Source organism: Mesorhizobium sp. M0189, assembly GCF_040322135.1.
Lineage (GTDB): Bacteria > Pseudomonadota > Alphaproteobacteria > Rhizobiales > Rhizobiaceae > Mesorhizobium.
The window spans coordinates 340,689-364,632 of sequence record NZ_JAMYSW010000002.1; the positions used below are offsets into that span (position 1 = coordinate 340,689).

Genomic DNA, 23,944 nt, shown 5'->3' on the forward strand with positions numbered 1-23,944 from the left:
CAATGCCACGAACTGAAACGGGTTCCTGTTTTTGCGGCGCCATAACGGCGCAAATGCGCGGCGAGCCGTTCTGGGTTTGCTCCGATCACGACGACGACTGTCGCAAGGCGATAGGAAGCCCGCTAACGGTGTGGGTCGGTTATCGGCCTTCTGAATTCACCTTGCTCACCGGCATACCGAAGACCTTTTCGAAAACCCCCGGTGTGCTCCGGTCCTTCTGCGCGGATTGCGGAACATCGATCGGCTATGTCGACCAGGGCCTGCCCGACGAACTCTATCTGGCGATCGGCTTTCTCGATCACCCCGAACGGTTTCCGCCACAGGCCCACGCATACTGGGACATGAGGTTACCCTGGGTCGACTTTCCAGACGAGCTGCCGCGGGTGGGGATGTATTCGAGGCGGCGAGATCCAGCCTTCGGAAATCCGGCGGAACGCTAGCTTTCGATCCCCTTGCTGGTTGGAAAACGCGCCATTCGGGCTTCGTACGAAAACAACAATTGGCGCGCGGCTGAAAACGCGCGATCATGTGTCAATGGGCCGCCGTTTGGATGACAAGCTCGATTGCAAGGCGTGCGGGACGATCCTGATGGAGATTCCCGACAACCCGAAGGATTCCACACCGATCTATTGCAGCAATTGCGGCGCCTATCTCGGCGAATGGGGCGATCTGCAGGAGGACTTCTTCAGGCAGGCGTTCGGTGCCCAGGCCTTCGATCTGAACAACGGAAACATCATCAAGAAATAATCCTGGATTGTGCGGGCACCCCGCCGGCCCCAAGCCACGGCCTGTGGACCCGGCTCGTTGCGGCAATCGCCGTTCGTATCGGACCCTCGGGAACCTTTCTCCCGAGCCGCTTGTTTGGGTGGCGGAAGGAGAAACGCCATGAGCACGAAACCTCCCCCTGTGCCGCCGAAGAATCTGAGCCCAAAGGGCGCCGGTGACAAAAAATCGGTAGCAGCCGACCAGGCACCGCAATCCACCGTCCCCGATCCCGACAAGCAGGGTCAGCAAGGCAATACGAAGGTCAACACCACTCATCAAGGCAACGTCCAGGATCGCTAGGCCATGTCCACGTCGAAGAAAACTCCTGCCAGCATCCGCCAGGGCGGTCCCGGCGCCGCGCACGAAAACGCCAAGAAGCCGCTGAGCGTCGAAAAGCCGCCGGCCGATTCAGACCTGCGCAGCCACAGCAAGGTCTCCGGCGGCGGCGGCGAACGCGACAGCCACCATACCCATGACCCCGAAAAGAAAGGCGACACTCGGCCGGCGCATCAGGACAAGTGAAGTCGGGCGGCGACGCGACTACCGATGGGGCTCGAGCGAAATGTCAGCGGGGACGGCGCGCCAAGGCAATCGGCACGACGTCGTCGACATTGATCACCGGCAAATCGAACAGCATCGGAAGCCCCCGCGTCGCGGCCATTTCCACGATCAGCTCCTCGATGGAGTGATCGGTCAGAAGGGTTTCGACGCCCAGCCGGATCATCGCCGCCAGCTTGTGCACCGGCACCGGCACGGACTTCGCCCGGTCGTCGAGCAACTTGCTGATTTCGATCACGACGTCGGCGTCGATATTCCTGGGCAAGTCTCGCATAAGCGCCTCCCCGCCAAACGAAACGAAAAGCCCGCCGCACCTTTCGATACGGCGGGCGATCCAGTAATGCGCACCGGCGAGGGGATCGGGGGTGGGCGTGCCGGCGCGCGCAGATCGCAAGTAATTTTAGTTAAATCCGCCAACTTCGATGTGTCACGGAAAAACGTCTGTACGTTTTTTACCGAACCGCGCGGATCGTTAGCTGTCCCCGCCGTCGCGCGGCGCGGCAGCACAGACGGCGCGATCCTCTGCCCTCCGGACAGCGAGCTCAAACAGTATACATTATAGACTTGAAATATCTTGCCAGGTGATCCAGCCTGTGCTCCACTTGAGCCGGGAACATGGCTGACAGGTCGATTTCTGCCGATATATGGCTGCATTTCAACGGCACGACTGCGAGATCACAGCCTCAAACGATATACGAAATCTTCGCATGGGAAGGCGTGGATGACGGAAACGATAGAGCTCAAACGGGTTGGCGATGGCAATCTGCGTGCCCAGGTCTATCAACAAGTCCGGCTGACGATACAGCATGGCGAATTGGCGCCTGGCCAGAAGCTGGTCGATGTCGATATTGCCGCCCGGCTCGGCATTTCCAGAATGCCTGTCCGGGACGCCTTGATGCAGTTGGTGCATGAGGGCTATCTCGTCGGCACCACACGCGGCTTCACGCTGCCCACGCTTACCGCAACGGATGTCGCCGACATCTTCGAGGTCCGCCGGTTGCTCGAGCCGCGGGCCGCCGCGCACGCCGCACGGACACTTGACGCCGCTGGCCTCAAGACCCTGGCAGCCGCGCTCCGGGAGGCAGAGGCTGCGGCCGCAGATGGCGATGCCGACCGCTTTTTCCAGGCCAATTCGGCATTCAGGAATTGTTGGCTTGGCGCGGTCGCGAACGAGCGTCTTTCACAAACGATTGCCCGCTTCGCCGACCATGTACTCGTCGTCCGTTTAAGGACGCTGTCGCACCAGCCGACGCAGGCCGTGATCGTGGCCGGCATGCGCGCCATCTACGAGGCATTCGTCAAACGCGACGCCGTCGCCGCTTACGACTGCATGACGCACTTCATTCAGAACGCCGAGGAGCGTTTCATGAAGCTGAGCCCACCGTTTCAAAACTCCGACGGCGAGGGCAAGAGCATGTCACGGCGGGGGAAATCATGATCAGGAAGCAGCACCCGCTGAAAGGGCCGAACAGGTTCAAGCTCGGCGTCTTTTCCATGAACGCCGATGGCGGCCTGGCAATGACCACCGTCCCCGAGCGCTGGCGTGCCCGCTGGGAAGACAACCTCAACTCCGCCTGCATCGCCGATCGCGCCGGCCTCGAGTTTCTGCTGCCGATCGCCCGCTGGCGCGGCTTCGGCGGTTTGACGCATGTGCGGGAATGGTCGTTCGAGACGTTCACCTGGGCGGCGGGTCTTGCTGTCGCCACCGAAAACATCGGCCTGTTCATGACGGTGCATGTGCCGCTGGTTCATCCGCTGCAGGCTGCAAAAGCGCTGGCGACGGTCGACCACATCTCCAACGGGCGTGCCGGCTTGAACATCGTCTGCGGCTGGAACCCGGACGAGTTCGCCATGTTCGGGCAGACGGTCGGCGAGCGGACCTACGATCAGGCCGAGGAATGGATCAACATCATCGTGCGTGCCTATCAATCGAGGGAGCCGTTCGACTTCAGCGGCGAGTTCTACGATCTGAAGGGGGTCGTCAGCCGCCCGCCAAGCCTGCAGGCGCCGCGACCGGTGACCATGAACGCCGCCTTCGGCGCGCCGGGGCGCAACTATGCGGCGCGCCACTGCGACTACCTGTTTTCGACTTTTTCCGAAATTGCCGACGGCCGTGTGCATGTGGTCGACATCACCAACCGAGCGGCCGAAGTCGGACGCGAAGTCGGCGTCTATACGGTTTGTCACGTCGTCTGCCGGGAAACCCAGCAGGAAGCCGAGGATTATTACCGGCATTACGCGCTGGAATGCGCGGACGAGGGCGCCGTCAACGAGCATATGCGCAAGAAGAAGGAATTCGCGAACTCGCATGATGCGAAGGCCTTCACCGAATATCGGCAAAGGTTCGCCGGCGGTGCTGGAACTTTCCCGCTCATCGGCACGCCGGAAAAGATCGTCGACGACCTCACTGCGATCATGGACCAGGGTTATTCCGGCGCCGCCCTCACATTCGTCAACTATACCTACGAATTGCCCTTCTTCTGCGACCGCGTGCTGCCGCTGATGCGCCAGGCCGGGCTTCGAGTAAATTGATGCCGGCGGCCGCCATTCCGACGCCATGGGTGGATGGACACGACGCCATCAATCCGCGCGCCTTCAAGCAGGCAATGCGGGCCGTGGCGGGCTCGGTCGCCATCCTCGCGTCGGAACATGACGAGATCGGCTTTTGCGGCATCACGGCGACGGCACTCTGCTCGTTCAGTGCCGAGCCGCCTTCGCTGCTGGCCTGCGTCAACCGCAGCAGCACCTTTGCCTCGGCCATTCGCGAAGGCTTGCCCTTTTCGGTCAATCTGCCAGCCGGCGACCAGGAGAACGTTGTGCGTGCCTTTGGCGGCATGACCAAAGCCAAGGGGGCCGCGCGGTTCTCGTCCGGATCATGGGTGCGTGGCGAAACCGGCGCGCCCTTGCTTGTCGGCGCGCGGGCAATGTTCGAATGCCGGGTGGCCGAAATCATTGTGCGGGCGTCGCACATGATCGTCATCGGCATCGTCTCAGGCGTCGCGCTGGACCGCGCTGACCGATCGCCGGTCTTCTACGCACATGGACGGTTCCTGACAGTAGGAGATGATGCCAGTTAACCGCCGTTCGCGTGGCGGCGCAGCGATTGTAATTTTCAGATCGGCCCGATCATGGGCGAACTATCAAAGGGAACACGGCAATGCGCATTTGGAAATCCCTTGTTCTGGCTGCACTCCTGTCGGGTGTGGTGGGTATCGCCGCGGCCGAGGAGGTCGTCCTCAACGCCGTGCATTTCACGCCGACGCAGAACGGCTACGCCCAGAGCTTCCTGAAGTTCGTTCAGAAGGTGAACGAAAAGGGAAAGGGCGTGGTCCAGATCAACGTGCGTGGCGGGCCGGAGGTCATTCCGCCGATCCAGCAGGGCGCGGCGCTCAGGAGCGGCCTGATCGACGTGATCGACACGCCGGCAGGGCAGTTCCTCGAACTCGTGCCCGAAGGCGAGGTGTTCTCCGCATCGACAAAGACGCCGTGGGAGGTTCGCGAGAATGGCGGCTGGGACTTCATCAGCGGAATTTTCGAGAAGAAGGCCAATGCCCATCTGCTGGCGCATGTCGACGCGGGCTCGGGCTTCAACGTCTTCACCATCGACGAACCCAAGCTCAACAGCGAAGGCAGCATCGACTGGAGCAGCCTGAAGATCCGCTCGTCGCCGCTCTATCGCGATTTCCTTGAATCCCTGGGCGCAACGGTGATCGTGCAAGCGCCAGGGGACGTCTACACCTCGCTCGAGCGCGGCGTCGTCAATGCCAACGCCTATACCGTGTTTGGCTATGCGTCGTTCGGCTGGGACAAGTTCACCAAATACCGTGTCGACCCGCAATTCTTCAAAACCGACGTGCTGATCTCGATCAACAAGGCCAAATGGGACACGCTGTCGCCCGAGGCGCAGAAGCTGCTTGCCGACACGGCCGTCGAATACGAGCGCGCGAGCTATGACGCCAATCTTGCCGAGTCGGAAAAGCAGGCACAGGCGATGATCGACGGCGGGCAGAAGGTGATCAGCTTGACCGGTGCCGGCCGCGACAAATTCCTGGCGGCTGCCACGCAGGCGAGCTGGGCGAGAATGGCCAAACGCGATCCCACCAACATCGATCAGTTGAAGAAATTCTTCCAGTAGCCGAGCGGAGGCTGCCTTGTAAGCCCTCCATCAAAGCTGGGCAAAAGCGGGGCAACGGTGGACATGAGGGTCGTCGGACATGGACAGATTGTTTGCAGCGATTGCGAAGCTGAGCCTTGCGTTGGCGGCGACGGCAAAAGTGGTGCTTGGCCTCATCATCGTCGCGGTGGTTGCTGATGTATGCGTCCGCAATCTGGGCCTGAGGCCGCTTGCCTGGGCAGTATCGGCGACGGAATACGGCCTGCTTTACGCGGCATTCCTGCCGATGCCCTGGCTGGTCCACAGCAAGGGCCATGTCTTCGTCGAGTTCCTGCGCAAGGCGCTGCCGATGCGGGCTCGGGCGGTGCTTGAAAAACTGGTCTATCTCGCCTGCATCGGCGTCAGCCTCTACCTTGGCAGCGTCGCCTTGTTTTCCCTGACAAGCGCCGTGGCGGGCGGCGAATATGAAACGCGCAGTTTCGACATGCCGAAATGGCTGGTCTTTCTGCCCATCATGCTCGCCTTCTACCTCTCTGCGCTGGAATGGCTCAGATATCTCCTCGGCCGTGACACGCTGTACACGCTCGATCCGCTGGAAATGGAAGGGCTCTGACCGGTGGCCTGGCTGTTTCCATTCGCCGTGCTTGTTGGCACCATCCTCGTGTTGATGGGGCTTGGGCTGCCGGTCGCCTTCGCTTTCTTCGTCACCAATGTGATCGGGCTGTACCTGTTCTTCGGCGGTTCGATCGGCGTGACGCAGATGGTCGCCAACTTCTCCGACGCCGTCTCGACCTATGCGCTCGCTCCGCTGCCGATGTTTCTTGTCATGGGCAGCCTGTTCTTCCGCTCCGGCCTCGGCGAGAAGGTCATCTACGCGCTCGACCTGTGCATCGGCAATCTGCGCGGACGCCTCGCTTATGTCGTTCTCGCCGCCGGCACCATCTTTTCCGCGCTGTCGGGCTCGAGCCTCGCCAATACCGGCATGATGGGTTCGCTGATGGTGCCGGAGATGCTGAAGCGGGGCTACAAGCCGCATATGGCCTACGGCCCGGTGCTTGGCGCCGGAAGCCTTGCCGTCATCATCCCGCCATCCTCGCTGGCCGTCTTGCTCGGCTCGCTGGCCCAGATCGACGTAGGCGCGCTGCTCATAGCGGGGGCTTTGCCCGGGCTGCTCCTCGTTGTCATGTACGCGGCGCTGATCTTCGCACAGACGAAGATCGATCCGGACGCCGCTCCGCACTATCCGGTGCCCGCCGTTCCTGCGGCCGAGAAGGTGAGGGCAGTTGCCGTCAACATCATTCCGATGAGCGTCATCGTGTTCATGGTGGTTGGCACGATCATCCTTGGAATAGCGACGCCGACGGAATCGGCGGGGCTCGGCTGTGCCGCCGTGTTCGCCTTGTTGTTTGTCTACCGGCGGTTCAGCTGGTCGGTTGTCTGGAAGTCGCTGGACGATGCGATGAAGGTCACCGGCATGACCTTCCTGATCATCTCGGCTTCGACGACGTTTTCGCAGATATTCGCCTTCTCCGGCGCCTCCAACGGCTTTATCCAGTTCATCGTCGGCTATGATCTTGGACCGTATCCCATGCTGCTCATGATGGTGCTCGTCATCCTGCTGCTCGGCATGTTCATGGATCAGGTCTCGATGATGCTGATCACGCTGCCGATCTTCCTGCCGATCGCCCACCAATTCGGCTACGAGCCGGTATGGTTCGGGCTGATCCTGCTGCTCGCCTACGAGGTCGGCTTCACCACGCCGCCGTTTGGTCTGCTGCTGTTCATCATGATCGGTGTTGCGCCGAAAGGCACATCGCTCAAGACGGTTGCCATGTCAGCGGCACCCTACATCGCGCTGACGCTTTTGCTGATCCTGCTGATTGTCCTCTTTCCGCAGATCGCTCTCTTTCTTCCGAATTTGATCTAGTCGAACTCGATCCAGCAGGTGTCCAAATGCGCTTTGCCTATCTTGCTTTCTTCCATGATGACCGCGAGGCAAATTTGGCCATCGCCGGTGAAGACGTTGATGCCGTGCGGCGGGTGATTGCATCGACGCCGGGCCTTGCGCTTGCAAACATCTATCTGCCCGAAGTGGCGACGGACATGTTCAACAAGGATGGCCCACCGCCGGTCTTTGGCTTCCAGCTCTATTTCGACGAATTGGCGGACATGGAGGCGGCGCTGGCGCCGTCCGGCCATCTGCAGGCGCTTGCCGCACCGGGTATGCTGTCGAGCGTCGCCGGTTCGAGGCCGACGCAACAGGCTATGTGCGTGCGTCCGTTTCCCGTCGACGACGCTGGCGTCCAGACGTCGGGGCTCCCCTGCAGCTATCTTGTCCACTATCCCGGGCCGGCCGAAGACATGAATGTCTGGCTCTACCACTATGTGACGCATCATCCGCAATTGATGCGGGGCTTCCCCGGCATTCGCCACATCGAGGTTCTGTCGCGACTGGATTGGTGCGGCTCGCTGCCCTGGCCGCGCATCGACCATATGCAGCGCAACCGGGTCATGTTCGACAGTCCCGCGGCATTGACGCACGCGCTGCAATCGCCGGCGCGGCTGGAGATGCGCGCCGACTACAAGACTTTCCCGCCGTTTTCAGGCGGCAGCCGGCATTTCCCGATGTCGACGGAAGCCGTGCATCCTTTGCCGCGGGCCACATAGCGCAAACAGGTTTTGCCGACGTCGAAAAATCTCTGGAGATTTCATGTACGACTTTCGCAAGAAATGTGTCTCTCTCGATCGCCTCATCGGCACGTTCTGCGCCATCCCGCACCCGGTGGCGGTCGAAGTGGCGGCCGCCAGCGGGGTCGATTTCCTGTGCATCGACTGGGAGCATTCGCAGATCGGCCGCGAACGGCTCGAGGATCTGGTTCGCGCCGCCGATGTCCACAAGGTTCCCGCGATGGTGCGCGTTCCCGGCCACACGCCGGAATGGATGGCGGCCGCGCTCGACGCCGGCGCGTCGGGCGTCCTGGTACCCCGCGTCTCGACGGCCGAGCAAGCCCGCATGGTGGTCATGGCCTGCCGTTACCCGCCGGTCGGCGCACGCGGTGTCGGCCCGGGCCGCGCCGCCGGCTATGGCTACAGGATTCCGGACTACCTCAAATCGGCCAACGAGGTCCTGACGGTCGCCATCCAGGTCGAGACGGCAGAGGGCCTCGCCAACATCGACGACATCGTCCAGGTCGACGGCGTCGACGTGGTCTTCATTGGCCCCGGCGACCTGTCGGTCTCGATCGACGCCATGGGGCCGGCCGGCCAGGACAAGCTCAATGCCGCTATCGTCAGGATTGCGGCCGTTGCGCGCGCGGCCCGCAAGGCCGTCGGCATCTTTCGCCCTTCGGCGGATGATGTCGGCAAATGGTCGCGGCACGGCATCAGCTTCTACATGCTCGCCAGCGACACGATGTTTCTCGGCGCCGGCCTTGCCGCCGGTGTCGTCTCGGCGCGCAACGCCTCATAGCAAGAGTCCGGCATGAAGATCATCAAGACCGACGGCGTATTGTCAGTCGAGGAAGAGCAGCTACGCTACCTCGACGGCTTGAACGCCGAGTTTGTCGAAAAGACGCTGCTCACGGAAGATGCCCTGATCGAACACTGCCGCGACGCCGATGCATTGATGGTATTGCGGGAGCCGATCACGGCTCGCGTTTTGGCCGAACTGAAGAACCTCAAGGTCATCGGGCGGTTCGGCGTAGGGCTCGACTCGATCGATGTCGAGGCCGCCAGCCGTGCCGGTGTTCAGGTAACCTACGTGCCGGATGCCAATCTGGTGGAAGTCAGCACCCACGCCATGGCCCTGATCCTGGCCTTGGCGCGCAGGCTGAAGCAGTTCGACAGCGCGGTGCGCGCCGGCCGCTGGGCGGCGATGACCGACGGTGCCGGCATCACGCGGCCGGACAGGCAGATTCTCGGGCTGATCGGCTTCGGCCAGATCGGGCGCCTGACTGCCGAGCGGGCGCGGGTCTTCGGCTATCATATCATCGCCTACGACCCGCATATGCCGGCAGAGCGCATCACGGCCGGCGGTGCCGAACCGGTCGGCTTCGACGAGCTGCTGGCCAGGGCCGACATCGTCTCGCTGCACGTTCCAGCGACACCGGAGACCAGAAACATCATGTCGGCGGATGCCCTGTCGCGGATGAAGGAAGGAGCGATATTCATTAACGTGTCCCGCGGTGGCCTCGTCGACGAGGTCGCGTTGGCGGATCTGATCCGGCGCGGCCATCTGGCAGGCGCGGGCATCGACACGTTCGAGCAGGAGCCGCCTTCGCCCGACAATCCGCTGCTGGCGCTGGACACCGTCCTGGTCAGTCCACACGCGGCGCACTACTCGACGCAGTCTTACGCGGAGGTTCGCAACAAGGTGTTTGCCGACGTCGCAGCGGTCCTGCGCGGCGGCAAGGCGGTATATCCGGTCAACCGGGTGTGACCAATTCCCGATGCCGGCACCATCCGCTGCCTGCCGACAGTTCCACCTTAACGTTCCGGGGCAGGCAGCCTTGAGCGCGACCTCGGCAAGCGGATAAAGACGGGAACGGGTGAAGTGAATTCGCATTTTTTTGCGGACAGCGCCACATTTTGTTCTTGCTTTGTGCCGGCAGCTATGCTACTAACTTGCGTATGGTGCCGATTCGCACCGAGGACCCGCCGCAAGGCGGTTTTTTTGTTTCAGGTTTCGGGGCCGTCCGTCGAGGCCCTGCTCGGCTTGTCGCGACGCTCGACGATGTAGATGTGGTCGGCGACCAGCACCACGTTGCCATGCTGGTTGATCACCTCGCAGCGCTCGACGACCCGGCCTGAATCGGGCCGCTTCGGGTCGTCTTCCTTGGCCGAGATGGTGGCGCGGGTCCTGATCGTATCGCCGATGAACACCGGCTTGATGAAGCGCAGCCGGTCGTAGCCATAGGAGAAGGCGACCGGGTTGACGACGCTCGCCGTCAGCCCGACGCCGACCGAAAAGACCAGCGTGCCGTGGGCGATGCGCTGGCCGAACGGCGTCGTCTTCATGAACTCGGCGTCCATGTGGTGGGGAAAGAAATCGCCGGTATGGCCGGCATGGACGACGAAGTCGGTCTCGGTGATGGTGCGCCCGCTGGTCATGCGCGACGAGCCGATCTGGTAGTCCTCGAAATAGACAGTCTGCTCCATGTCAGGGCCTCGCCGCTATCGGTGTTGCCGGCGCCGCGCTCGATTGGTAGGCGGCTTCGACCAGCGCCATAGTGTTCCAACCGTCCTCGACGGAACTGACAAACTCGGCGTCCTCGCCCGATGCGTAGCGCTGGACATTGGCCATGCGGCCGACAAAGGCGTCCGGAAACCATGCGCCGACGAGTGGAACCGCAATCCAGTCCTTGCCGCCTTTGGGGTAGATTTCGAGGATGTCCGGCTCGCCGCGCGGATAGTCGAGGTTGACGCCTAATTTGAGGTAAGCGGCGCCCTCGGTGCCGCAGATGCGGAATTCGCAGGCCTGGTGTTTTCGGCCGAATTTGTGATCGTGGTTGATTGACAGCGCACAGCGCACCGTGTCGCCATAGTCGAGGATCGCGCTGGTGCGCGTTTGCGCAACCTTGTGGCCGGGGTGGCCGAGCGTCTTGGCGTGAACCCCCTTGGGGTCGCCGAGTAATTGCCGGATCAGGTCGAGATAATGGATCGAATGCATGGCTATCTCGACGCGCGGCGCCTGCAACAGGAATTCCCAGAGCTGCCAGGGTGTCGCCAGCGCCAGCCATGCGTCGAAATCGACCACGTCGCCCAACCAGCCCTTGGCGATCGCATCCCTGAGCGCCAGCATCATCGGTGCAAAGCGGAGCTGGAAGTTCACCGCCGCTTTGAGGTCTTTGGAGCGGCAGATTTCGAGGATCTCTGTCGCCTCGCTGAGATTGCTGCCCATCGGCTTCTGGATCAGTGCCACCGCACCATCCGGCAGCGCCCTGAGCACGCCGGCATGATAGGCCGGCGGTGTCGCCAGATCGAAGACGGCGTCCTTGATTGACGCAGCTTCCTCGACCGACCGGTAAGCGGTGACGCCCCATTTCTGCGCCAGTTTTTCCGCCTTGGCCAGGTCGGGGTCGAACAGCCCGGCAACCGGGAAGCCGGCTTTCCTATAGGCCGGGAAATGCGCATCGCCGACGATCGAGCCGGCGCCGAAAATCACGATCGGCCGGGGCTTTGACGGCTGTGCCCAGGCCTGGGAAAGCGAGGCAGGATCGAAAATGTCATCAGTCATAATGGAAGACTTCGTCCATCGACGCCCACCACTCGCCCTCCTTGCGGGTCGGCAGCGGCTCCTGGCACGGCATGCAGAGCGCCCACCATTCCTGCGTCGTGGGATCGGCGGCCATCTTCGCCATGTCGGCGGCATAGTCGGTGCCGTGGTACTCGAAGGTGCTGAACAAAAGGTGCTCCGGCTCCCTCAGATAAATCGAATAATTCTTGATGTTGCAGGCGGAAATCCTCTTGAGGACGTCCGGCCAGACGGCGGCGTGAAGCCGCACATACTCGGCGACCTTCTCCGGCTTGAGGCCGAGCACCATTCCCATTCGCTGCATGTCCGCCTCCTATTTCACTATCGTCGTGGTGAATTCCGCGATGCTCTTCGCCTTGATCGCATCCCAGTCCCAGTCGATGCCGATGCCGGGCTCGTCCGGCGCCAATGCATGCCCGTCCTCGATACGCATTTTCTTGCCGGTCAGCTCGTCGAGCTGGGGAATATACTCGACATATCTGCCGTTCTGAACGGCGCATGTCAGGCTGACATGCAGTTCCATCAGGAAATGCGGGCAGACGGGGATGTCGAACGCCTCGGCCGCGTGCGCCACCTTCAGCCACGGCGTGATGCCGCCGATGCGGCCGACATCGACCTGCACGATCGAGCAAGCGCCCTTCTGCATATATTCGCGGAAATGCCGGATCGAATAGAGCGACTCGCCGACCGCGATCGGCGTCGACGTCGCACTCGACAGCCGCACGTGGCCGTCAATGTCGTCGGCCGGCAGCGGCTCCTCGATCCAGGCGAGGTCGAGGTCGCGAAAGCGTTCGGCCCGGCGGATTGCCTCGTCGACCGAAAAGCCCTGGTTGCAGTCGGTCATGATCTCGTAGGAGTCTCCGACCGCCCGGCGCACCGCCGTCAGCCGAGCAAGATCCTCGGAACCGTGCGGCTTGCCGATCTTGACTTTCGAGCCGCGAAAACCCTTGGCCTTGGCGGCCAGCGCATCCGCGACCAGCGCCTCGGTCTCGATATGCAGCCAGCCGCCTTCGGTCGTGTAAAGCGGGCAGCGGTCCTTGGCGCCGCCGGCCAGCTTCCACAGCGGCAGCCTCTGTTTCTTCGCCCGCAGATCCCAAAGGGCAGTGTCGATGGCCGCCAGCGCGATTGCCGTGATCGCGCCGATCGTCGTGGCATGGGTGGCGAACTCCAACTCGCGCCAGACCGCCTCGATCATGTCGGCGTCGCGGCCGATCAGCCGCGGCGCAAGGTGGTCGGCCAGCAGTCGCATCACCGACGAGCCGCCGGTGCCGATCGTGTAGCTGTAGCCGGAGCCGACCGCGCCGTCGGCATCGGTGATGGTGACGATCGGTGTTTCCTGGCTGACAAAACTCTGGATGGCATCGGTGCGCTTGACCTTAGGCACCAAGTCGACCATGCGCAGTTCGACTTTCTCGATCTTTGCCATGATTTTAACCTCGCAATGTCTTGCCCGTTTCAGCAGAAAACAGATGGGCCTGCGACAGGTCCAGGCTCATCTTGACCCGGTCGCCGGCTTTGAGCGGCTTTGGATTGAGCATCCGTGATACCCAGTCGCTGCCGTTGAATTCGGCGAACACCAGCGTCTCATTGCCGAGCGGCTCGGTGACGGTCACCGGCAACTCCACCTGATGGACGTCGACTTCTTCGCCGGAGCTGATGCCGTGTCCGGTCGGATAGATGTCGTCGGGCCTGAGGCCGAACACGACCTTGTCGCCGGCCTCGACGTTTGCCTTGAACTGGCTGGGCAGAGGCAATCTCTCGCCGCTGGCGAACAGCAGCTGTCCGTCGTCGACGACCGCCTCATGCAGGTTCATCGGCGGCGAGCCGATGAAGCCGGCCACGAAGCGTGTCTGCGGCCGGCGGAAGACCTCGTCGGGTGTGCCGACCTGCTCGATGAAGCCGTCGCGCATGATGACGATGCGGTCGGCCAATGTCATCGCTTCGACCTGGTCATGGGTGACGTAGATCACCGTCGACTTGACCTTGGCGTGCAGCTTCTTGATCTCGGTGCGCATCTGCGTCCGAAGCTTGGCGTCGAGATTGGAAAGTGGCTCGTCGAACAGGAAGACATCGGGATCGCGCACGATGGCGCGGCCCATGGCGACACGCTGGCGCTGACCGCCGGACAGCTGCGACGGCCGGCGGTCGAGCAATTGGTCGAGGCCGAGAATGCCGGACGCTTCGGCGACGCGACGGTCCATTTCTTCTTTCGCGGCGCCCGCGATCTTGAGCGAGAAGCCGAGGTTTTCGCGCACCGTCATATGCGGATAGAGCGCGTAGGACTGGAACACCATCGAGATGTTGCGCGAGCGCGGCGGCAGGTCGTTGACCATGCGGCCGCCGATCTCGATGACGCCGTCGCTGATCGCCTCGAGGCCGGCGATCATGCGCAGGGTTGTCGACTTGCCGCAACCGGACGGCCCGACCAGCGCGATGAACTCGCGGTCGGCGACCTCGAGATCGATGCCGTGCACCACCGCCACCGGGCCGTAGCTTTTGGTGAGATTCTTGAGCGATACGGTTGCCATGTCAGCCTTTCACCGCGCCGGAAGTGAGGCCGCCGACGAGGTGTTTCTGGACGATGAAGGTAAGCGTGAGCGCCGGTATGACCATGACCACGGCGAGCGCGCACATGCCGCGCCAGTCGATGGTGAATTCGGCCGTATAGTCGAGCAGGCCAACCGGCAGGGTCTTGGAGTTAATCGAGCGTGTCAGCTGCGAGGCCAGCGCGAACTCGTTCCACGAGGTGAGGAAGGCAAAGATTCCGGCCGAGGCGATGCCGGGCCCGGCGAGCGGAAACTCGACCTGCCAGAAGGCCTGCCAGCGCGTGCAGCCGTCGATCTGCGCCGCCTCGGCAAGGTCTTTCGGTACCTGGCGGAAAAAGCCGTCGATCAGCCAGATGGTGAAGGGCACATTGAGCGCGACATAGACCAGGATCAGCCCGAAATGCGTGTCGATGATGCCGAGCCGCGCAAAGACGAAGAACAGCGGCAGGGACAGTGCGATGCCGGGCACCGTGCGCGTCAGCATCAGGCCGAGAAACATCGCCGACTTGGCGTGGAAGCGATAGCGCGCAAAGGCATAGCCGCCCGCCATGCCGATGGCGATGGCGATCAGCGTCGAGGTCACCGAGATGATCAGCGAATTGCGGAAATAGTCGAGCACCGGAATGCCGCCCTTGCCGACGCCGCTGAACATGGCGACGTAGGCATCGAGCGAGAGTTGCTGCGGAATCCACACCGGCGGCTTGGCCATGATCTCGACAGTCGGCCGCAGCGACGACAGCACGATCCAGATGCCGGGCAGGCAGATGACCAGCATGGCCAGGAACAGCCCGATGCCATGGACGATCCGAAGCGCTTTGTTGCCGGCGCGATGCAGGCTGTTCTGGTCCATCCTCACCACTCCGCCGCGATCTGCGTGCGCGCCGCGGCGAGCTTGCGGTAGAAATAGACGGTGAACAGGATCGACAGCAGGATCGAGAAATAGGCCATGGCATTGGCCATGCCCATTCTGGCATCGCCATAGGCGGTGCGGGCGACCAGCGTCCAGACCAGCTCGGTGCGGCCGGCAGGGCCGCCGTCGGTCATGATCTTGACGATGTCGTAGGCGCGCGCGACGTCGAGCGAGCGGATGGTCATGGCGATGAAGGCAAACGGCATGATGAACGGCCAGGTGACATAGCGGAATGTCTGCCATGGCGTGCAGCCGTCGACGCGGGCCGCCTCGACCGGTTCGCGCGGCATCGCCAGCAGCCCGGCCAGGATGAGGATCGCGAACACCGAAGTCGACGACCAGATCTCGGCGGTCAGGATGGCGATGAAGGCGAGATTGCCGTCGATCAGCCACGGGATGGCGCGATCGGTCAGGCCGAGCGCCTGCAGGGCGTTGTTCACCAGGCCGATATTGTCGTTGAACATGAATTTGAACTGGAAGCCGACGAGGATCGGCGAAAACATCATCGGAAACATCATGATGGTGCGCAGGACCCGCTGGCCGCGCGAGGCTTTTTCCACCAGCAGGGCCAGCCCGAGCCCGATCAGCATTTCCAGGTTGAGCGCCACCGTCAGCAGCACCACAGTACGGGCAAAGGCGATCCAGAAATCGCGGCTGGTCAGGATGGTGACGTAGTTGCGGGCGCCGATGAAGACCCAGAACGTCTCAGGCCTGGTCAGCCGGAACGGCGTGAAGCTGGAGTAGAGCGACAGCAGCAACGGCACCACCACCACGGCCGCCAGCACGATCACCGCCGGCAGCAGGAGCAGCAATGGTGGCGAGGGTCTCCAGCCTTTCATGGCGATCCGGTTCTGGTTGGTGCCCGGACACCGAAGCCCGCCATCGGCGAGCTGGGATCAAGACAAAGCGGGTTGCGCATGGTTCGAAAAAAGTTCGGGGGCGCCGCTCTTCAATGAGCGCGGCGCCCCCTTGGGAGAATGGTCAAAGCTTGCCGGCGTCCTCGAGGATCTGGGTGGCCTTGGCGGCAGCGTCGTCCAGCGCCTGCTTGGAGGTCTTGTCGCCAAGGATGGCGGCCTGCAATTCGGGATAGACGGCGTTGGAGATTTCGATCCATTCAGGTGTCTGCGGCACGGCGAAAGCGTGCTTTGCCTCTTCCTGGAAAGCCGCCAGCACTTCCTTCTTGTAAGGATCGTTTGCCGCCTGCTGGATGTCCCAGTCCCACACCGCCGTGCGGGTCGGCAGAGGTCCGCTTGCCGCCTCGAGCTTCTGGCTGTCCTCATTGGTCAGGAACCAGACCAGCGAAGCGGCCGCTTCCTTGCTGGCGCAGTTTTCGGTGACCGAAAACCCGTGGTGCCCCGACCAGCCGGTGCGAATGCCGGCCGATCCCTTCGGCGCCACTTTCACGCCGACATTGCCGGCGACCTTCGACGACTTTGGATCGTTGAAGAAGCCTGCCCAGCCAGGCCAATCGAGGTTGATGGCGACGGTGCCCGAGGCAAAACCCTGGCCGAGATCGTCCCACAGATAGTTGGTGGTGCCGGCCGGCACCGCCTTGGCCTTGTAGAGATTGACGAACCAGTCGAGCGCGTGCACGCCGGCCTCCGAGTTGAAAGCGGGCCTGCCGTCCTTGTCGAGGTACTCGCCACCGTCGGCGATGAGCATCTCGTAAAAACGGCCGTTGATCGCCTCTTCCTTGCCGGCGAACTGGGTGCCATAGAAATCGGGCGGGCTGGCGAAGAATTCCGCCTGCTGGGCGACCTCGTCCCAGGTGTCGGGTGGTGTCAGCTCCTTGCCGTACTTGGCCTTGTAGGCGGCCTTCTTGGCTTCGTCCTGGTAGAGGCTCTTCTGGTAATAGAGCGCCGAGACGTCGAATTGCGCGCGCGGCAGCATGACCAGCTTGCCCTCGAGCGTCGAGGCCTTGATCGTCGACGGCACGAAGGCGTCGATCTCCTCCTTCGGCAGCAGCTTGTTGAGATCGGTGTAGATATCAGGATATTGCGGCGCGAAGGACGAGTGGTTCGAGCCGACGCACCAGTTGATGCTGCCGGAGGCGATGTCCGACTTGATCTCCTTGTCGAGCTCGAAGTGGTTCTTCTTCGAGATCACGTTGACCTTGGCGCCGGTCAGTTTTTCCCATTCGCCGATCCGCGCGTAGAGCCCTTCATATTGCTGGCCGCCGATCAGCTTGGCGTCGATGGTGACGCCGTCAAATTTGCCGGGCAGTTCGGCAGCAAGGGCAGCACTAGCACCAAATGCGAGTAGCGTTACGCCGGCCGACAGGCCGCAAAACAGTTTCGTCATTGGTATCCTCCCAAAGAGCCTGCATCGATCGCGTAGCGAGGTCGATCGGCAGCTTCATTCATATACAAACAAAACATTTATAGGATCGTCAAGCCGAAAGTTCTTTCGGAAGCAAGGCTGTTGCGTATATGAAAAGTGAAATTCACTGGAGAGGCGCAATGGCAGAGGACGAGGAAGACGACCGGTATCGAGCCCCGGCGCTGGACAAGGGGCTCGACATCCTCGAGCTGCTGGCCGGCGTCGACGGCGGCTTGACGCAGGCGGAAATCGCCAAGAAACTCGACCGCAGCCCGAATGAGTTCTATCGCATGCTGGATCGGCTGGTGCGGCGCGGCTACGTCACGCGGCCGGATGGCGACCGTTATTCGCTGACGCTCAAGCTGTTTGGCCTGGCGCAGCTGCACGCGCCGGTGCGCCGGCTGGTTTCCTATGCGACGCCGCTGATGCGCGATCTGGCCGAAACCTCACAGCAGGCAAACCAGCTCGTCGTTTTCGATCGCGGCTCCGCCGTGGTGATCGCACAGCAGGAAGCGCCGGATTACTGGGGCATCTCCATCCGCGTCGGCTCGCATATCAGCCTGTTCGACACCGGCTCCGGCCATGTGTTGCTGGCGTTCCGCCCGCCGGAAGAGCGGCAGATGATGATTTCCGAACATCTGCGCAGCACCGACAAGCCGCCGCAATCGCCGGAGTTTTTCGCCCGCCTCGACCAGATTCGTGAACGCGGCTACGAGATGATGGCGTCGATGCAGACGGCCGGCGTGTTCAACCTGTCGACGCCCGTTCTCGGCTCGGACGGCAAGGCAATCGCCGCACTGTCGATCCCGTACATAACCCTGGTCAACGCACCCAAGGCGCCCGACATCACCAGGACGATAGAGCTGTTGCTGGCAGCGACCGAAAAGCTGTCGCAACTGGCGGGATCGACTGTCAAGCAATCGAGATGAATTCTTATTTGAATGAAGAATTTCTCCGTGAGATGATCTCGAGTCGCCAAGGAGGAGCGCGCCACCATGATCTTTGACACCCATCTGCACCTGATCGACCAGTCCGCCCTGCGCTACCCCTGGCTGGCCGGCGTGCCGGCGCTCAACCGCGATTTCTCCTACGACGAATATGCAGTCCAGGCCCGTCGCGCTGGCATCGAGGCGGCGCTGCACATGGAAGTCGATGTCGATCCAGCCGACATCGAGGCCGAAACCGGCCATGTCAAAGCGCTGTCGCGGCAAAAGGGCAGTTTGTTGAGGGGAGCGATTGCCTCCTGCCGTCCGGAAGAGCCCGGCTTTGCCGCTTATCTGGAAACGCAGCGCGCAGATCCTTTCGTCAAAGGCTTTCGCCGCGTGCTGCACGTCATGCCGGATGAGCTGTCGGAGGGCGCGCTGTTTCGTGAAAACATCAAGCGGCTAGCCGGCACCGGCCTGACCTTCGATCTTGTCGTTCTGCCCCACCAGATCCCCAAGGCGATCGCACTCGCCGATCTCGCGCCGGATGTGCAGTTCGTGCTCGACCATTGCGGCGTGCCCGACATCAAGGGCGGTGCCGAGCACCCCTGGCGCGAGCACATGGCGGAGATCGCGCGGCGCCCGAACGTCGTCGGCAAAATTTCCGGTGTGGTCGCGTATGCGGATGCCGGATCCTGGACTGTCGAAACGCTGCGTTCCTACGTCGAGCACACCATCGAATGCTTCGGCTGGGACCGCGTCGTGTGGGGCAGCGACTGGCCGGTCTGCACGCTCGGCGGCGGGCTTGCGACCTGGATTGCGGCAACGCACGCGCTGCTCAGCGGTGCCAGCGCCGATGAGCGGCAAAAACTGCTGTTAGGCAACGCCAAGCGGCTGTGGAGGTTGTAAGCGGCTCAGATCGTCGCCGACACGTGCCGCTCGCGGCCGTAGAGCGAAACCAGGAGCACGATGACCAGGCCAAGTGCCGCCTGCACGGTCGAAGGCCGGAAGCCGAGCCCGATCAGCAGCGTGTTGATCTCCGTCAGCACCAGCACGCCGGCAATGGTGCCGAAATAGCTGCCGCGGCCGCCGACAAGGGCGGCGCCGCCGACCACCACTGCCGCGATCGTCTGGAACAGATAGGGCTGGCCGACATCGCCATAGGCAGAGCCGGTGAAGCCGAGCAGCAGCACGCCGGCCGCGGCGGCGAAGAAGGCGCTCGCGGCATAGGTCGCGGTCCACATTCGGACCGGATCGATCAACGCCAGCGGCGCAGCACCTGGATTGCTGCCGAGCGCGTAGAGACGGCGGCCGTATGGCGTGCGCGCCAGCACCAGCGCCACCAGCAAGGTCAGCACCGCGACGCATGGCACCAGCCCCGGCACCGGCAGCGGTCCGACCGAACCGCCGATCGAAACGAAGGCGGAAACCGCTTGCGGCGCCGATCCGGACGGAAAGCCACCGGTCCACAACAGGACGGCACCTTGCACGATCATGCCGGTGCCGAGCGTGACGATCAGCGGGTGGATGTCGAGCCCGCGCGAGATCAGGCCGTTCAGCGCCCCGATCAGTATGGCGAGCGCGCCGACGACCGCGCAGACAAGAGCAAAATTCCAGCCGCCGCCGTAGAGCTGTGCGGCAACGACATTGGCAAAGCCGATGATGAACGGGATCGACAGATCGATACCGCCGAGGATGACGACGAGGGTCTGGCCGATCGATGCCACCGCCAGCAGCGAGGCGATCACCAGCAGCGCCCGGATGGCGAACGGCTGGGAGTAACCCGGGATGAGCAAGGTGCCAAGGAGATGCAAGGCGGCAGCGACGGCAAAGGCACCGGCGACACGGGCATTGGTGGATTGGAACCAGGTCTGGCGCATGCTTCTCAGCCTTTCCGTCCCGAGAGCCGCTCCTGCAGCGCCGTCATGATGACGGCCACAACCAGGATCGCGCCATAGGCGATCTGCAGCACATAGGTGGAGACGTTGAAGGCGGTCAGCACGCTCTGCAGCAGGAAGATGTCGACAGCGCCGATGGCGGCACCGGCGAGCCCGCCGCGTCCGCCGGCAAGGCTGACGCCGCCGAGCGCCACCGCGGCAATCGCGATCAGCGTGTAGGTTGGCCCGATATTAGGGTCGGCCGAACCGATCAGCGCGGTCAGCATGAGGCCGGCACAGGCGGCAAGTATGCCGGTCATGACATAGGCTATGAAACGTACTTTCGTCACCGGAATGCCGGCCGTGTAGGCGGCGCGGTCGTCGCTGCCCACCGCCATCAGCTGGTCGTAATAAGGCGTCTGCCGCACCAGCCACCAGAACAGCAAGATCAGCGCCAGCGGCAGCGCCGACCAAGGTCCGGCCATTGCCTTCAGCCAGCCAGGCGCCGGGCCGATCGGCGCCGGCAGGACGGTCAGCGTCATGCCGGTGAGGATCAGATAGGTGCCGAGCGTTGCGACGATCGGCTGGATGCGGACGATGGTCGCCAGAAAGCCGTTGGCGGCGCCGACGATCGCGCCGATCAGAAGTGCCGCCGGCACGATGACCAGCGGCGAAGATATGCCGAGCTTGAGAAACAGCAGCTGGATCATCATCGCATTGACGAAGCCCATCAATGGCCCGACGGAAATGTCGATGCCGCCGCGCCCGGCGAGGATCACCGGAGCCGAGGCGACCGCTGCGCCGATCAGCGGCGCGGCGAGCCCGATCAGCGCGCCCCAGGCGGCAGGATGGAAGCGCGCCGGATTGAGCAGCAGATTGACCGCGATCAGGATGGCCAGCAGCACTGCCGCAAAGCCCGCGCCGCGCCATCGCGCCGCCATGCGCCGAAACCCGCTCATGCCGCGCGCCCGAACATGGCGGCGATCACCGTATCGCTTTTCATTTCGTCTCCGGTGATTTCGGCCGCGACCTGCTGTTCGCGAAATACCAGCACGCGATGGCAAAGCAGGAGGATCTCCTCGATCTCGCTCGACAGGATGACCAGAGCCATGCCGTCCGCCGCCAGTCCACGAAACACATCGTAGAGGACATGGCGCGTCGCCACGTCGACACCGCGCGTCGGATCGTTGAGGAGCAGGATTGCCGGTTCCAGCGCCAATGCGCGGGCCAGCAGCACCTTCTGCTGATTGCCGCCGGAAAGCGTGGTGATCGGCGCGTCCGGTCGCGGCGCGATGATGGACAACTTGTCTCGGTAGCTCTCATAGCGCTGCCGCCGCCCGGCGAAGCTGAGCAGGCCGTACCGCATGTCGCGCGACAATGTCGAAACGGCAAAATTGTCGAGGACGGATTGGGTCGGAAAAATGCCGGTAGTGCGCCGGTCGCGCGGCAAATAGGCGATGCCGCCGGCGACCGCCTTGCGGAAATTGGTGATCGCGCGCGCGCCGGTTGGCGCCTCGACGGTCACCTCGCCGCCAGCCGGGCTTTCCAGACCGGCCAGCACTTTCAGGAACCGCTCCTGTCCATGGCCGTCGAGACCGGCAAGGCCGACGATCTCGCCTGGCGCAATGGTTTGCGTCATGGGGCTTGCGCCCGGCGCGATCACCAGGCCCCGCACCAAAAGGCTGGCGCGCTCAGCCATGCGCCAGCTCCGCCGCCGTACGAGGCGCCATCGCCCTGAGAAGTTCGGATGCGGTGGACGTGCCGCGCTCCTCAGTCGTCACCACGCTGCCACCGCGCAGCACGGAAATCCGATCGGACAGCGCCATCACCTCGTCCATGCGATGCGTGATGAACAGGATCAGGCAGCCTTCCGAAGCAAGCTTGCGCATCATGGCGAAAACCGCCTCGCGATCGGCAAAGTCGAGCGCCGCCGTCACCTCGTCGAGAATGAGAATGAGCGGGTTGCGGACCACGGCGCGGGCGAGCACTATCAATTGCTGAACCGCCAGCGGCAATTGCCCGGCCAACTGGTCGAGCGGGATCTCGGTCACCGCGAATTGTTTCAGCACCGCTTGGGCGCGTTGCCGCCGCTCGGCGCGCGGCACGGTGCGCGTCAGCAAGCCGTCGAGGCCGAGCAGGATGTTGTCCGTCACCGAACGGTCAGGCGCGATCAGCACTTCCTGGAATACGGTGGCCAACCCGGCGGCCTGGAACGCCGCCGGCGAGAGGCCGGCAAAGGGCGCTCCGTCGAGCAGGATCGCGCCGCTGTCCGGCTGGACGATCCCGGACAGCAGCTTGACCAGGGTACTCTTGCCCGAGCCGTTCTCGCCCAGGATGGTGTGGATCGTGCCGGCGCGGAACGCGATGGAGGCATTGGCCAGCGCAATCGTTTCGCCGTAGCGTTTCGAGATGGCCTGGACTTCCAGCATGAGCAATCCTGATGGAGAAAGCCGGCACCGCTGGTGCGGAGCCGGCCCTCATAAATGCTACTTGGCGCAGGCGTCCGGCACCTTCGAATAGTCCCAGCCCTTGGTCGGTGCCGGATTGGCGAAGTAGGCATCGAGCCATTCCTCCGGCATCGGATCCTTCGGCGGGACCGGGAAGATCGAGACGGCGTCCGGCGTCATGCAGTCCTTGTACCAGGCCCCGAGGTCGGCATTGTGCACCGGCGGAATCGGGATCAGCAGCGTGTTGAGCTTCGGCTTCTGCCCATCGAGCATGCGCACGCCGACACGAAACAGCGTCTCGGCCGTCCAGTGCGGCAGAACCGCATGGCCTTCGAAGCGGTATTTGTCGGGATTGGCCTTCCAGTAGCCGAGCGCATCGCCGGTGATCGAGCCGGTGATCAGCGGGGCAGGGCGGCCGGCTTCGGCAAAGGCCTCGGCGACGACTCGGCTTTCGCTGCCGGTCGTCCACACCGCATCGATCGGCGCCGGATTGGTGGCGATCGCCTGCAGCACCGCGGTCTTGGTGACATTGGCCGTCCAGTTGCCGTTGACGCTGCGCGAGACCTTGAGCTTTGAATTTTCGGCCAGCGCCTTGTCGCCGCCCTGGCGCTCCTGCACGACGATCGGATGGCCGGCGATGCCTTCGACCATAAGCACGCTGCCGCCGTCCGGCATCGCCTTGCCGATCGCGGTCATCATGTCGTAGCCCCAGCGGGCATAGTTGGAATCGACATTGATGGCATTCGGGCTGGTCACCGAGCCAGCCGCCGTGATGAACGGGATGCCGGCTTTGGCTGCGGCATCGATGGCATCGTCCAACGCCGTCGCCGAGCCGGGGATCGAGGTGATGATCGAGCATTTCTTATCGATGAAGGCGCGGATCTGGTTGATCTGCTGACTGGCGTCGTTGTTGGAATCCGACACTTCGAAACTCGCCACCGTGCCGTCGGCGATCAGCCCGTCGACCAGCCGCTTCAACTCCTTGGTGACGGTGACGCGCCACGGATTGCCCTGGTAGGACTCGGAGTGGCACCATTTCCACGGCTTTGGCGGCGGCGTGAAATTGTCCCAGGCCGACGGCAGCATCTTCTGCGGCGCGCCGTCATATTGCGCCTTCAGTTCGGTCGGCAATCCAGCAATCACGCCCGAAACGTCTTGAGCGCAGGCTATGGTCGTGAGCGATGCAAGTGCGGTTGCGGCCATAAGGCCGCGGATCAGGCTGTTCATGTTCT

30 protein-coding genes are annotated in these 23,944 nt (G+C 63.0%); 15 read left to right on the forward strand and 15 right to left on the reverse strand.

Translation table 11 applies throughout. The features are described from left to right. Window positions 1–2 precede the first annotated feature (2 nt). The 4 genes from NKJ09_RS04540 to NKJ09_RS04555 all read left to right on the forward strand — a co-directional run bounded on the left by NKJ09_RS04540 (window position 3) and on the right by NKJ09_RS04555 (window position 1,287). Window positions 3–440 (forward strand): GFA family protein, encoded by a 438-nt coding sequence (locus NKJ09_RS04540; RefSeq protein ID WP_352482796.1) that lies wholly within the window; start codon window positions 3–5, stop codon window positions 438–440. Window positions 441–459: 19 nt separating this feature from the next. Beyond that, window positions 460–747, forward strand: a complete 288-nt coding sequence (locus tag NKJ09_RS04545; RefSeq protein WP_352482795.1) for a hypothetical protein — start codon at window positions 460–462, stop codon at window positions 745–747. Window positions 748–885: 138 nt separating this feature from the next. Next, window positions 886–1,065, forward strand: coding sequence for a hypothetical protein (locus NKJ09_RS04550; protein ID WP_031193315.1), 180 nt, complete (start codon window positions 886–888; stop codon window positions 1,063–1,065). A 3-nt stretch (window positions 1,066–1,068) separates the two neighbouring features. Next, entirely contained in the window at window positions 1,069–1,287 is a 219-nt protein-coding gene (locus NKJ09_RS04555; RefSeq protein WP_352482793.1) for a hypothetical protein, read from the forward strand. 43 nt (window positions 1,288–1,330) lie between these two features. Here the strand turns inward: NKJ09_RS04555 and NKJ09_RS04560 are convergent, their stop codons facing one another. Both NKJ09_RS04560 and NKJ09_RS04565 read right to left on the reverse strand, forming a co-directional pair. Next, on the reverse strand, window positions 1,331–1,561 hold the full coding sequence (locus NKJ09_RS04560) for a hypothetical protein (protein WP_352482792.1): 231 nt from the start codon (window positions 1,559–1,561) through the stop codon (window positions 1,331–1,333). Window positions 1,562–1,978: 417 nt separating this feature from the next. Further along, on the reverse strand, window positions 1,979–2,233 hold the full coding sequence (locus tag NKJ09_RS04565) for a hypothetical protein (protein ID WP_352494033.1): 255 nt from the start codon (window positions 2,231–2,233) through the stop codon (window positions 1,979–1,981). On the opposite strand from NKJ09_RS04565, the gene NKJ09_RS04570 reads away from it, so the two are divergent. The 9 genes from NKJ09_RS04570 (at window position 2,138) to NKJ09_RS04610 (ending at window position 9,875) form a co-directional block, all read left to right on the forward strand. Next, the gene (locus NKJ09_RS04570; protein WP_352494028.1) at window positions 2,138–2,761 is read left to right on the forward strand and encodes a GntR family transcriptional regulator; all 624 of its coding nucleotides are present in this window, start codon (window positions 2,138–2,140) and stop codon (window positions 2,759–2,761) included. The two genes, NKJ09_RS04565 and NKJ09_RS04570, sit on opposite strands and share 96 nt — an antisense overlap. Further along, the gene (locus NKJ09_RS04575) at window positions 2,761–3,855 is read left to right on the forward strand and encodes an LLM class flavin-dependent oxidoreductase (protein WP_352494029.1); all 1,095 of its coding nucleotides are present in this window, start codon (window positions 2,761–2,763) and stop codon (window positions 3,853–3,855) included. The genes NKJ09_RS04570 and NKJ09_RS04575 overlap by 1 nt, the downstream gene beginning before the upstream one ends. Beyond that, entirely contained in the window at window positions 3,855–4,400 is a 546-nt protein-coding gene (locus tag NKJ09_RS04580; RefSeq protein WP_352493919.1) for a flavin reductase family protein, read from the forward strand. Before NKJ09_RS04575 ends, NKJ09_RS04580 begins: the two co-directional genes overlap by 1 nt. A gap of 80 nt (window positions 4,401–4,480) precedes the next feature. Beyond that, on the forward strand, window positions 4,481–5,458 hold the full coding sequence (dctP, locus tag NKJ09_RS04585; RefSeq protein ID WP_352547442.1) for a TRAP transporter substrate-binding protein DctP: 978 nt from the start codon (window positions 4,481–4,483) through the stop codon (window positions 5,456–5,458). A gap of 79 nt (window positions 5,459–5,537) precedes the next feature. Beyond that, on the forward strand, window positions 5,538–6,050 hold the full coding sequence (locus NKJ09_RS04590) for a TRAP transporter small permease (RefSeq protein ID WP_023716647.1): 513 nt from the start codon (window positions 5,538–5,540) through the stop codon (window positions 6,048–6,050). A 3-nt stretch (window positions 6,051–6,053) separates the two neighbouring features. After that, on the forward strand, window positions 6,054–7,364 hold the full coding sequence (locus tag NKJ09_RS04595; RefSeq protein ID WP_352482787.1) for a TRAP transporter large permease: 1,311 nt from the start codon (window positions 6,054–6,056) through the stop codon (window positions 7,362–7,364). A gap of 26 nt (window positions 7,365–7,390) precedes the next feature. Then, complete coding sequence (locus NKJ09_RS04600) at window positions 7,391–8,104, forward strand: hypothetical protein (RefSeq protein WP_023716649.1); 714 nt, start codon at window positions 7,391–7,393, stop codon at window positions 8,102–8,104. A 43-nt stretch (window positions 8,105–8,147) separates the two neighbouring features. Beyond that, window positions 8,148–8,906 carry an HpcH/HpaI aldolase family protein gene (locus NKJ09_RS04605; RefSeq protein ID WP_352493921.1) on the forward strand — a complete coding sequence of 253 codons (759 nt, stop codon included), beginning with the start codon at window positions 8,148–8,150 and terminating at the stop codon, window positions 8,904–8,906. A 12-nt stretch (window positions 8,907–8,918) separates the two neighbouring features. Continuing rightward, window positions 8,919–9,875, forward strand: a complete 957-nt coding sequence (locus NKJ09_RS04610; RefSeq protein WP_352493922.1) for a C-terminal binding protein — start codon at window positions 8,919–8,921, stop codon at window positions 9,873–9,875. A 239-nt stretch (window positions 9,876–10,114) separates the two neighbouring features. Here NKJ09_RS04610 and NKJ09_RS04615 read toward each other — a convergent pair whose 3' ends face one another. The 8 genes from NKJ09_RS04615 to NKJ09_RS04650 all read right to left on the reverse strand — a co-directional run bounded on the left by NKJ09_RS04615 (window position 10,115) and on the right by NKJ09_RS04650 (window position 17,447). Next, the gene (locus NKJ09_RS04615; protein WP_352493923.1) at window positions 10,115–10,594 is read right to left on the reverse strand and encodes a MaoC/PaaZ C-terminal domain-containing protein; all 480 of its coding nucleotides are present in this window, start codon (window positions 10,592–10,594) and stop codon (window positions 10,115–10,117) included. A gap of 1 nt (window position 10,595) precedes the next feature. Further along, window positions 10,596–11,672 carry a Gfo/Idh/MocA family protein gene (locus NKJ09_RS04620; protein WP_352493924.1) on the reverse strand — a complete coding sequence of 359 codons (1,077 nt, stop codon included), beginning with the start codon at window positions 11,670–11,672 and terminating at the stop codon, window positions 10,596–10,598. After that, the gene (locus NKJ09_RS04625) at window positions 11,665–11,994 is read right to left on the reverse strand and encodes an L-rhamnose mutarotase (RefSeq protein WP_352493925.1); all 330 of its coding nucleotides are present in this window, start codon (window positions 11,992–11,994) and stop codon (window positions 11,665–11,667) included. Before NKJ09_RS04625 ends, NKJ09_RS04620 begins: the two co-directional genes overlap by 8 nt. A 9-nt stretch (window positions 11,995–12,003) precedes the next feature. Next, a complete protein-coding gene (locus NKJ09_RS04630) occupies window positions 12,004–13,116 on the reverse strand; it encodes a mandelate racemase/muconate lactonizing enzyme family protein (RefSeq protein ID WP_352493926.1) in 1,113 nt (370 codons plus the stop codon). A 4-nt stretch (window positions 13,117–13,120) separates the two neighbouring features. After that, on the reverse strand, window positions 13,121–14,218 hold the full coding sequence (locus tag NKJ09_RS04635; RefSeq protein WP_352493927.1) for an ABC transporter ATP-binding protein: 1,098 nt from the start codon (window positions 14,216–14,218) through the stop codon (window positions 13,121–13,123). A 1-nt stretch (window position 14,219) separates the two neighbouring features. Beyond that, window positions 14,220–15,086, reverse strand: a complete 867-nt coding sequence (locus NKJ09_RS04640; protein WP_023716656.1) for a carbohydrate ABC transporter permease — start codon at window positions 15,084–15,086, stop codon at window positions 14,220–14,222. A gap of 2 nt (window positions 15,087–15,088) precedes the next feature. Continuing rightward, the gene (locus NKJ09_RS04645; RefSeq protein ID WP_352482776.1) at window positions 15,089–15,985 is read right to left on the reverse strand and encodes a carbohydrate ABC transporter permease; all 897 of its coding nucleotides are present in this window, start codon (window positions 15,983–15,985) and stop codon (window positions 15,089–15,091) included. Window positions 15,986–16,127: 142 nt separating this feature from the next. Beyond that, window positions 16,128–17,447 carry an ABC transporter substrate-binding protein gene (locus NKJ09_RS04650; RefSeq protein ID WP_352493928.1) on the reverse strand — a complete coding sequence of 440 codons (1,320 nt, stop codon included), beginning with the start codon at window positions 17,445–17,447 and terminating at the stop codon, window positions 16,128–16,130. A gap of 158 nt (window positions 17,448–17,605) precedes the next feature. Here NKJ09_RS04650 and NKJ09_RS04655 point away from each other — a divergent pair, with 158 nt between their 5' ends. Next, complete coding sequence (locus tag NKJ09_RS04655) at window positions 17,606–18,394, forward strand: IclR family transcriptional regulator (RefSeq protein WP_352493929.1); 789 nt, start codon at window positions 17,606–17,608, stop codon at window positions 18,392–18,394. A gap of 66 nt (window positions 18,395–18,460) precedes the next feature. Next, window positions 18,461–19,297: an amidohydrolase family protein gene (locus NKJ09_RS04660; RefSeq protein WP_352493930.1), complete on the forward strand. Its 837-nt coding sequence runs from the start codon at window positions 18,461–18,463 to the stop codon at window positions 19,295–19,297. A 5-nt stretch (window positions 19,298–19,302) separates the two neighbouring features. Here NKJ09_RS04660 and NKJ09_RS04665 read toward each other — a convergent pair whose 3' ends face one another. The 5 genes from NKJ09_RS04665 to NKJ09_RS04685 are packed head-to-tail and all read right to left on the reverse strand — an operon-like array spanning window position 19,303 to window position 23,939. Further along, window positions 19,303–20,268, reverse strand: coding sequence for an ABC transporter permease (locus NKJ09_RS04665; protein ID WP_352493931.1), 966 nt, complete (start codon window positions 20,266–20,268; stop codon window positions 19,303–19,305). A gap of 5 nt (window positions 20,269–20,273) precedes the next feature. Beyond that, window positions 20,274–21,224, reverse strand: a complete 951-nt coding sequence (locus NKJ09_RS04670) for an ABC transporter permease (RefSeq protein ID WP_352493932.1) — start codon at window positions 21,222–21,224, stop codon at window positions 20,274–20,276. After that, window positions 21,221–21,964 (reverse strand): ATP-binding cassette domain-containing protein, encoded by a 744-nt coding sequence (locus NKJ09_RS04675; RefSeq protein WP_352493933.1) that lies wholly within the window; start codon window positions 21,962–21,964, stop codon window positions 21,221–21,223. Before NKJ09_RS04675 ends, NKJ09_RS04670 begins: the two co-directional genes overlap by 4 nt. Continuing rightward, window positions 21,957–22,694, reverse strand: a complete 738-nt coding sequence (locus tag NKJ09_RS04680; protein ID WP_352493934.1) for an ATP-binding cassette domain-containing protein — start codon at window positions 22,692–22,694, stop codon at window positions 21,957–21,959. Before NKJ09_RS04680 ends, NKJ09_RS04675 begins: the two co-directional genes overlap by 8 nt. Window positions 22,695–22,751: 57 nt before the next feature. Then, window positions 22,752–23,939, reverse strand: coding sequence for an ABC transporter substrate-binding protein (locus tag NKJ09_RS04685; protein ID WP_352493935.1), 1,188 nt, complete (start codon window positions 23,937–23,939; stop codon window positions 22,752–22,754). Window positions 23,940–23,944: the final 5 nt, after the last annotated feature.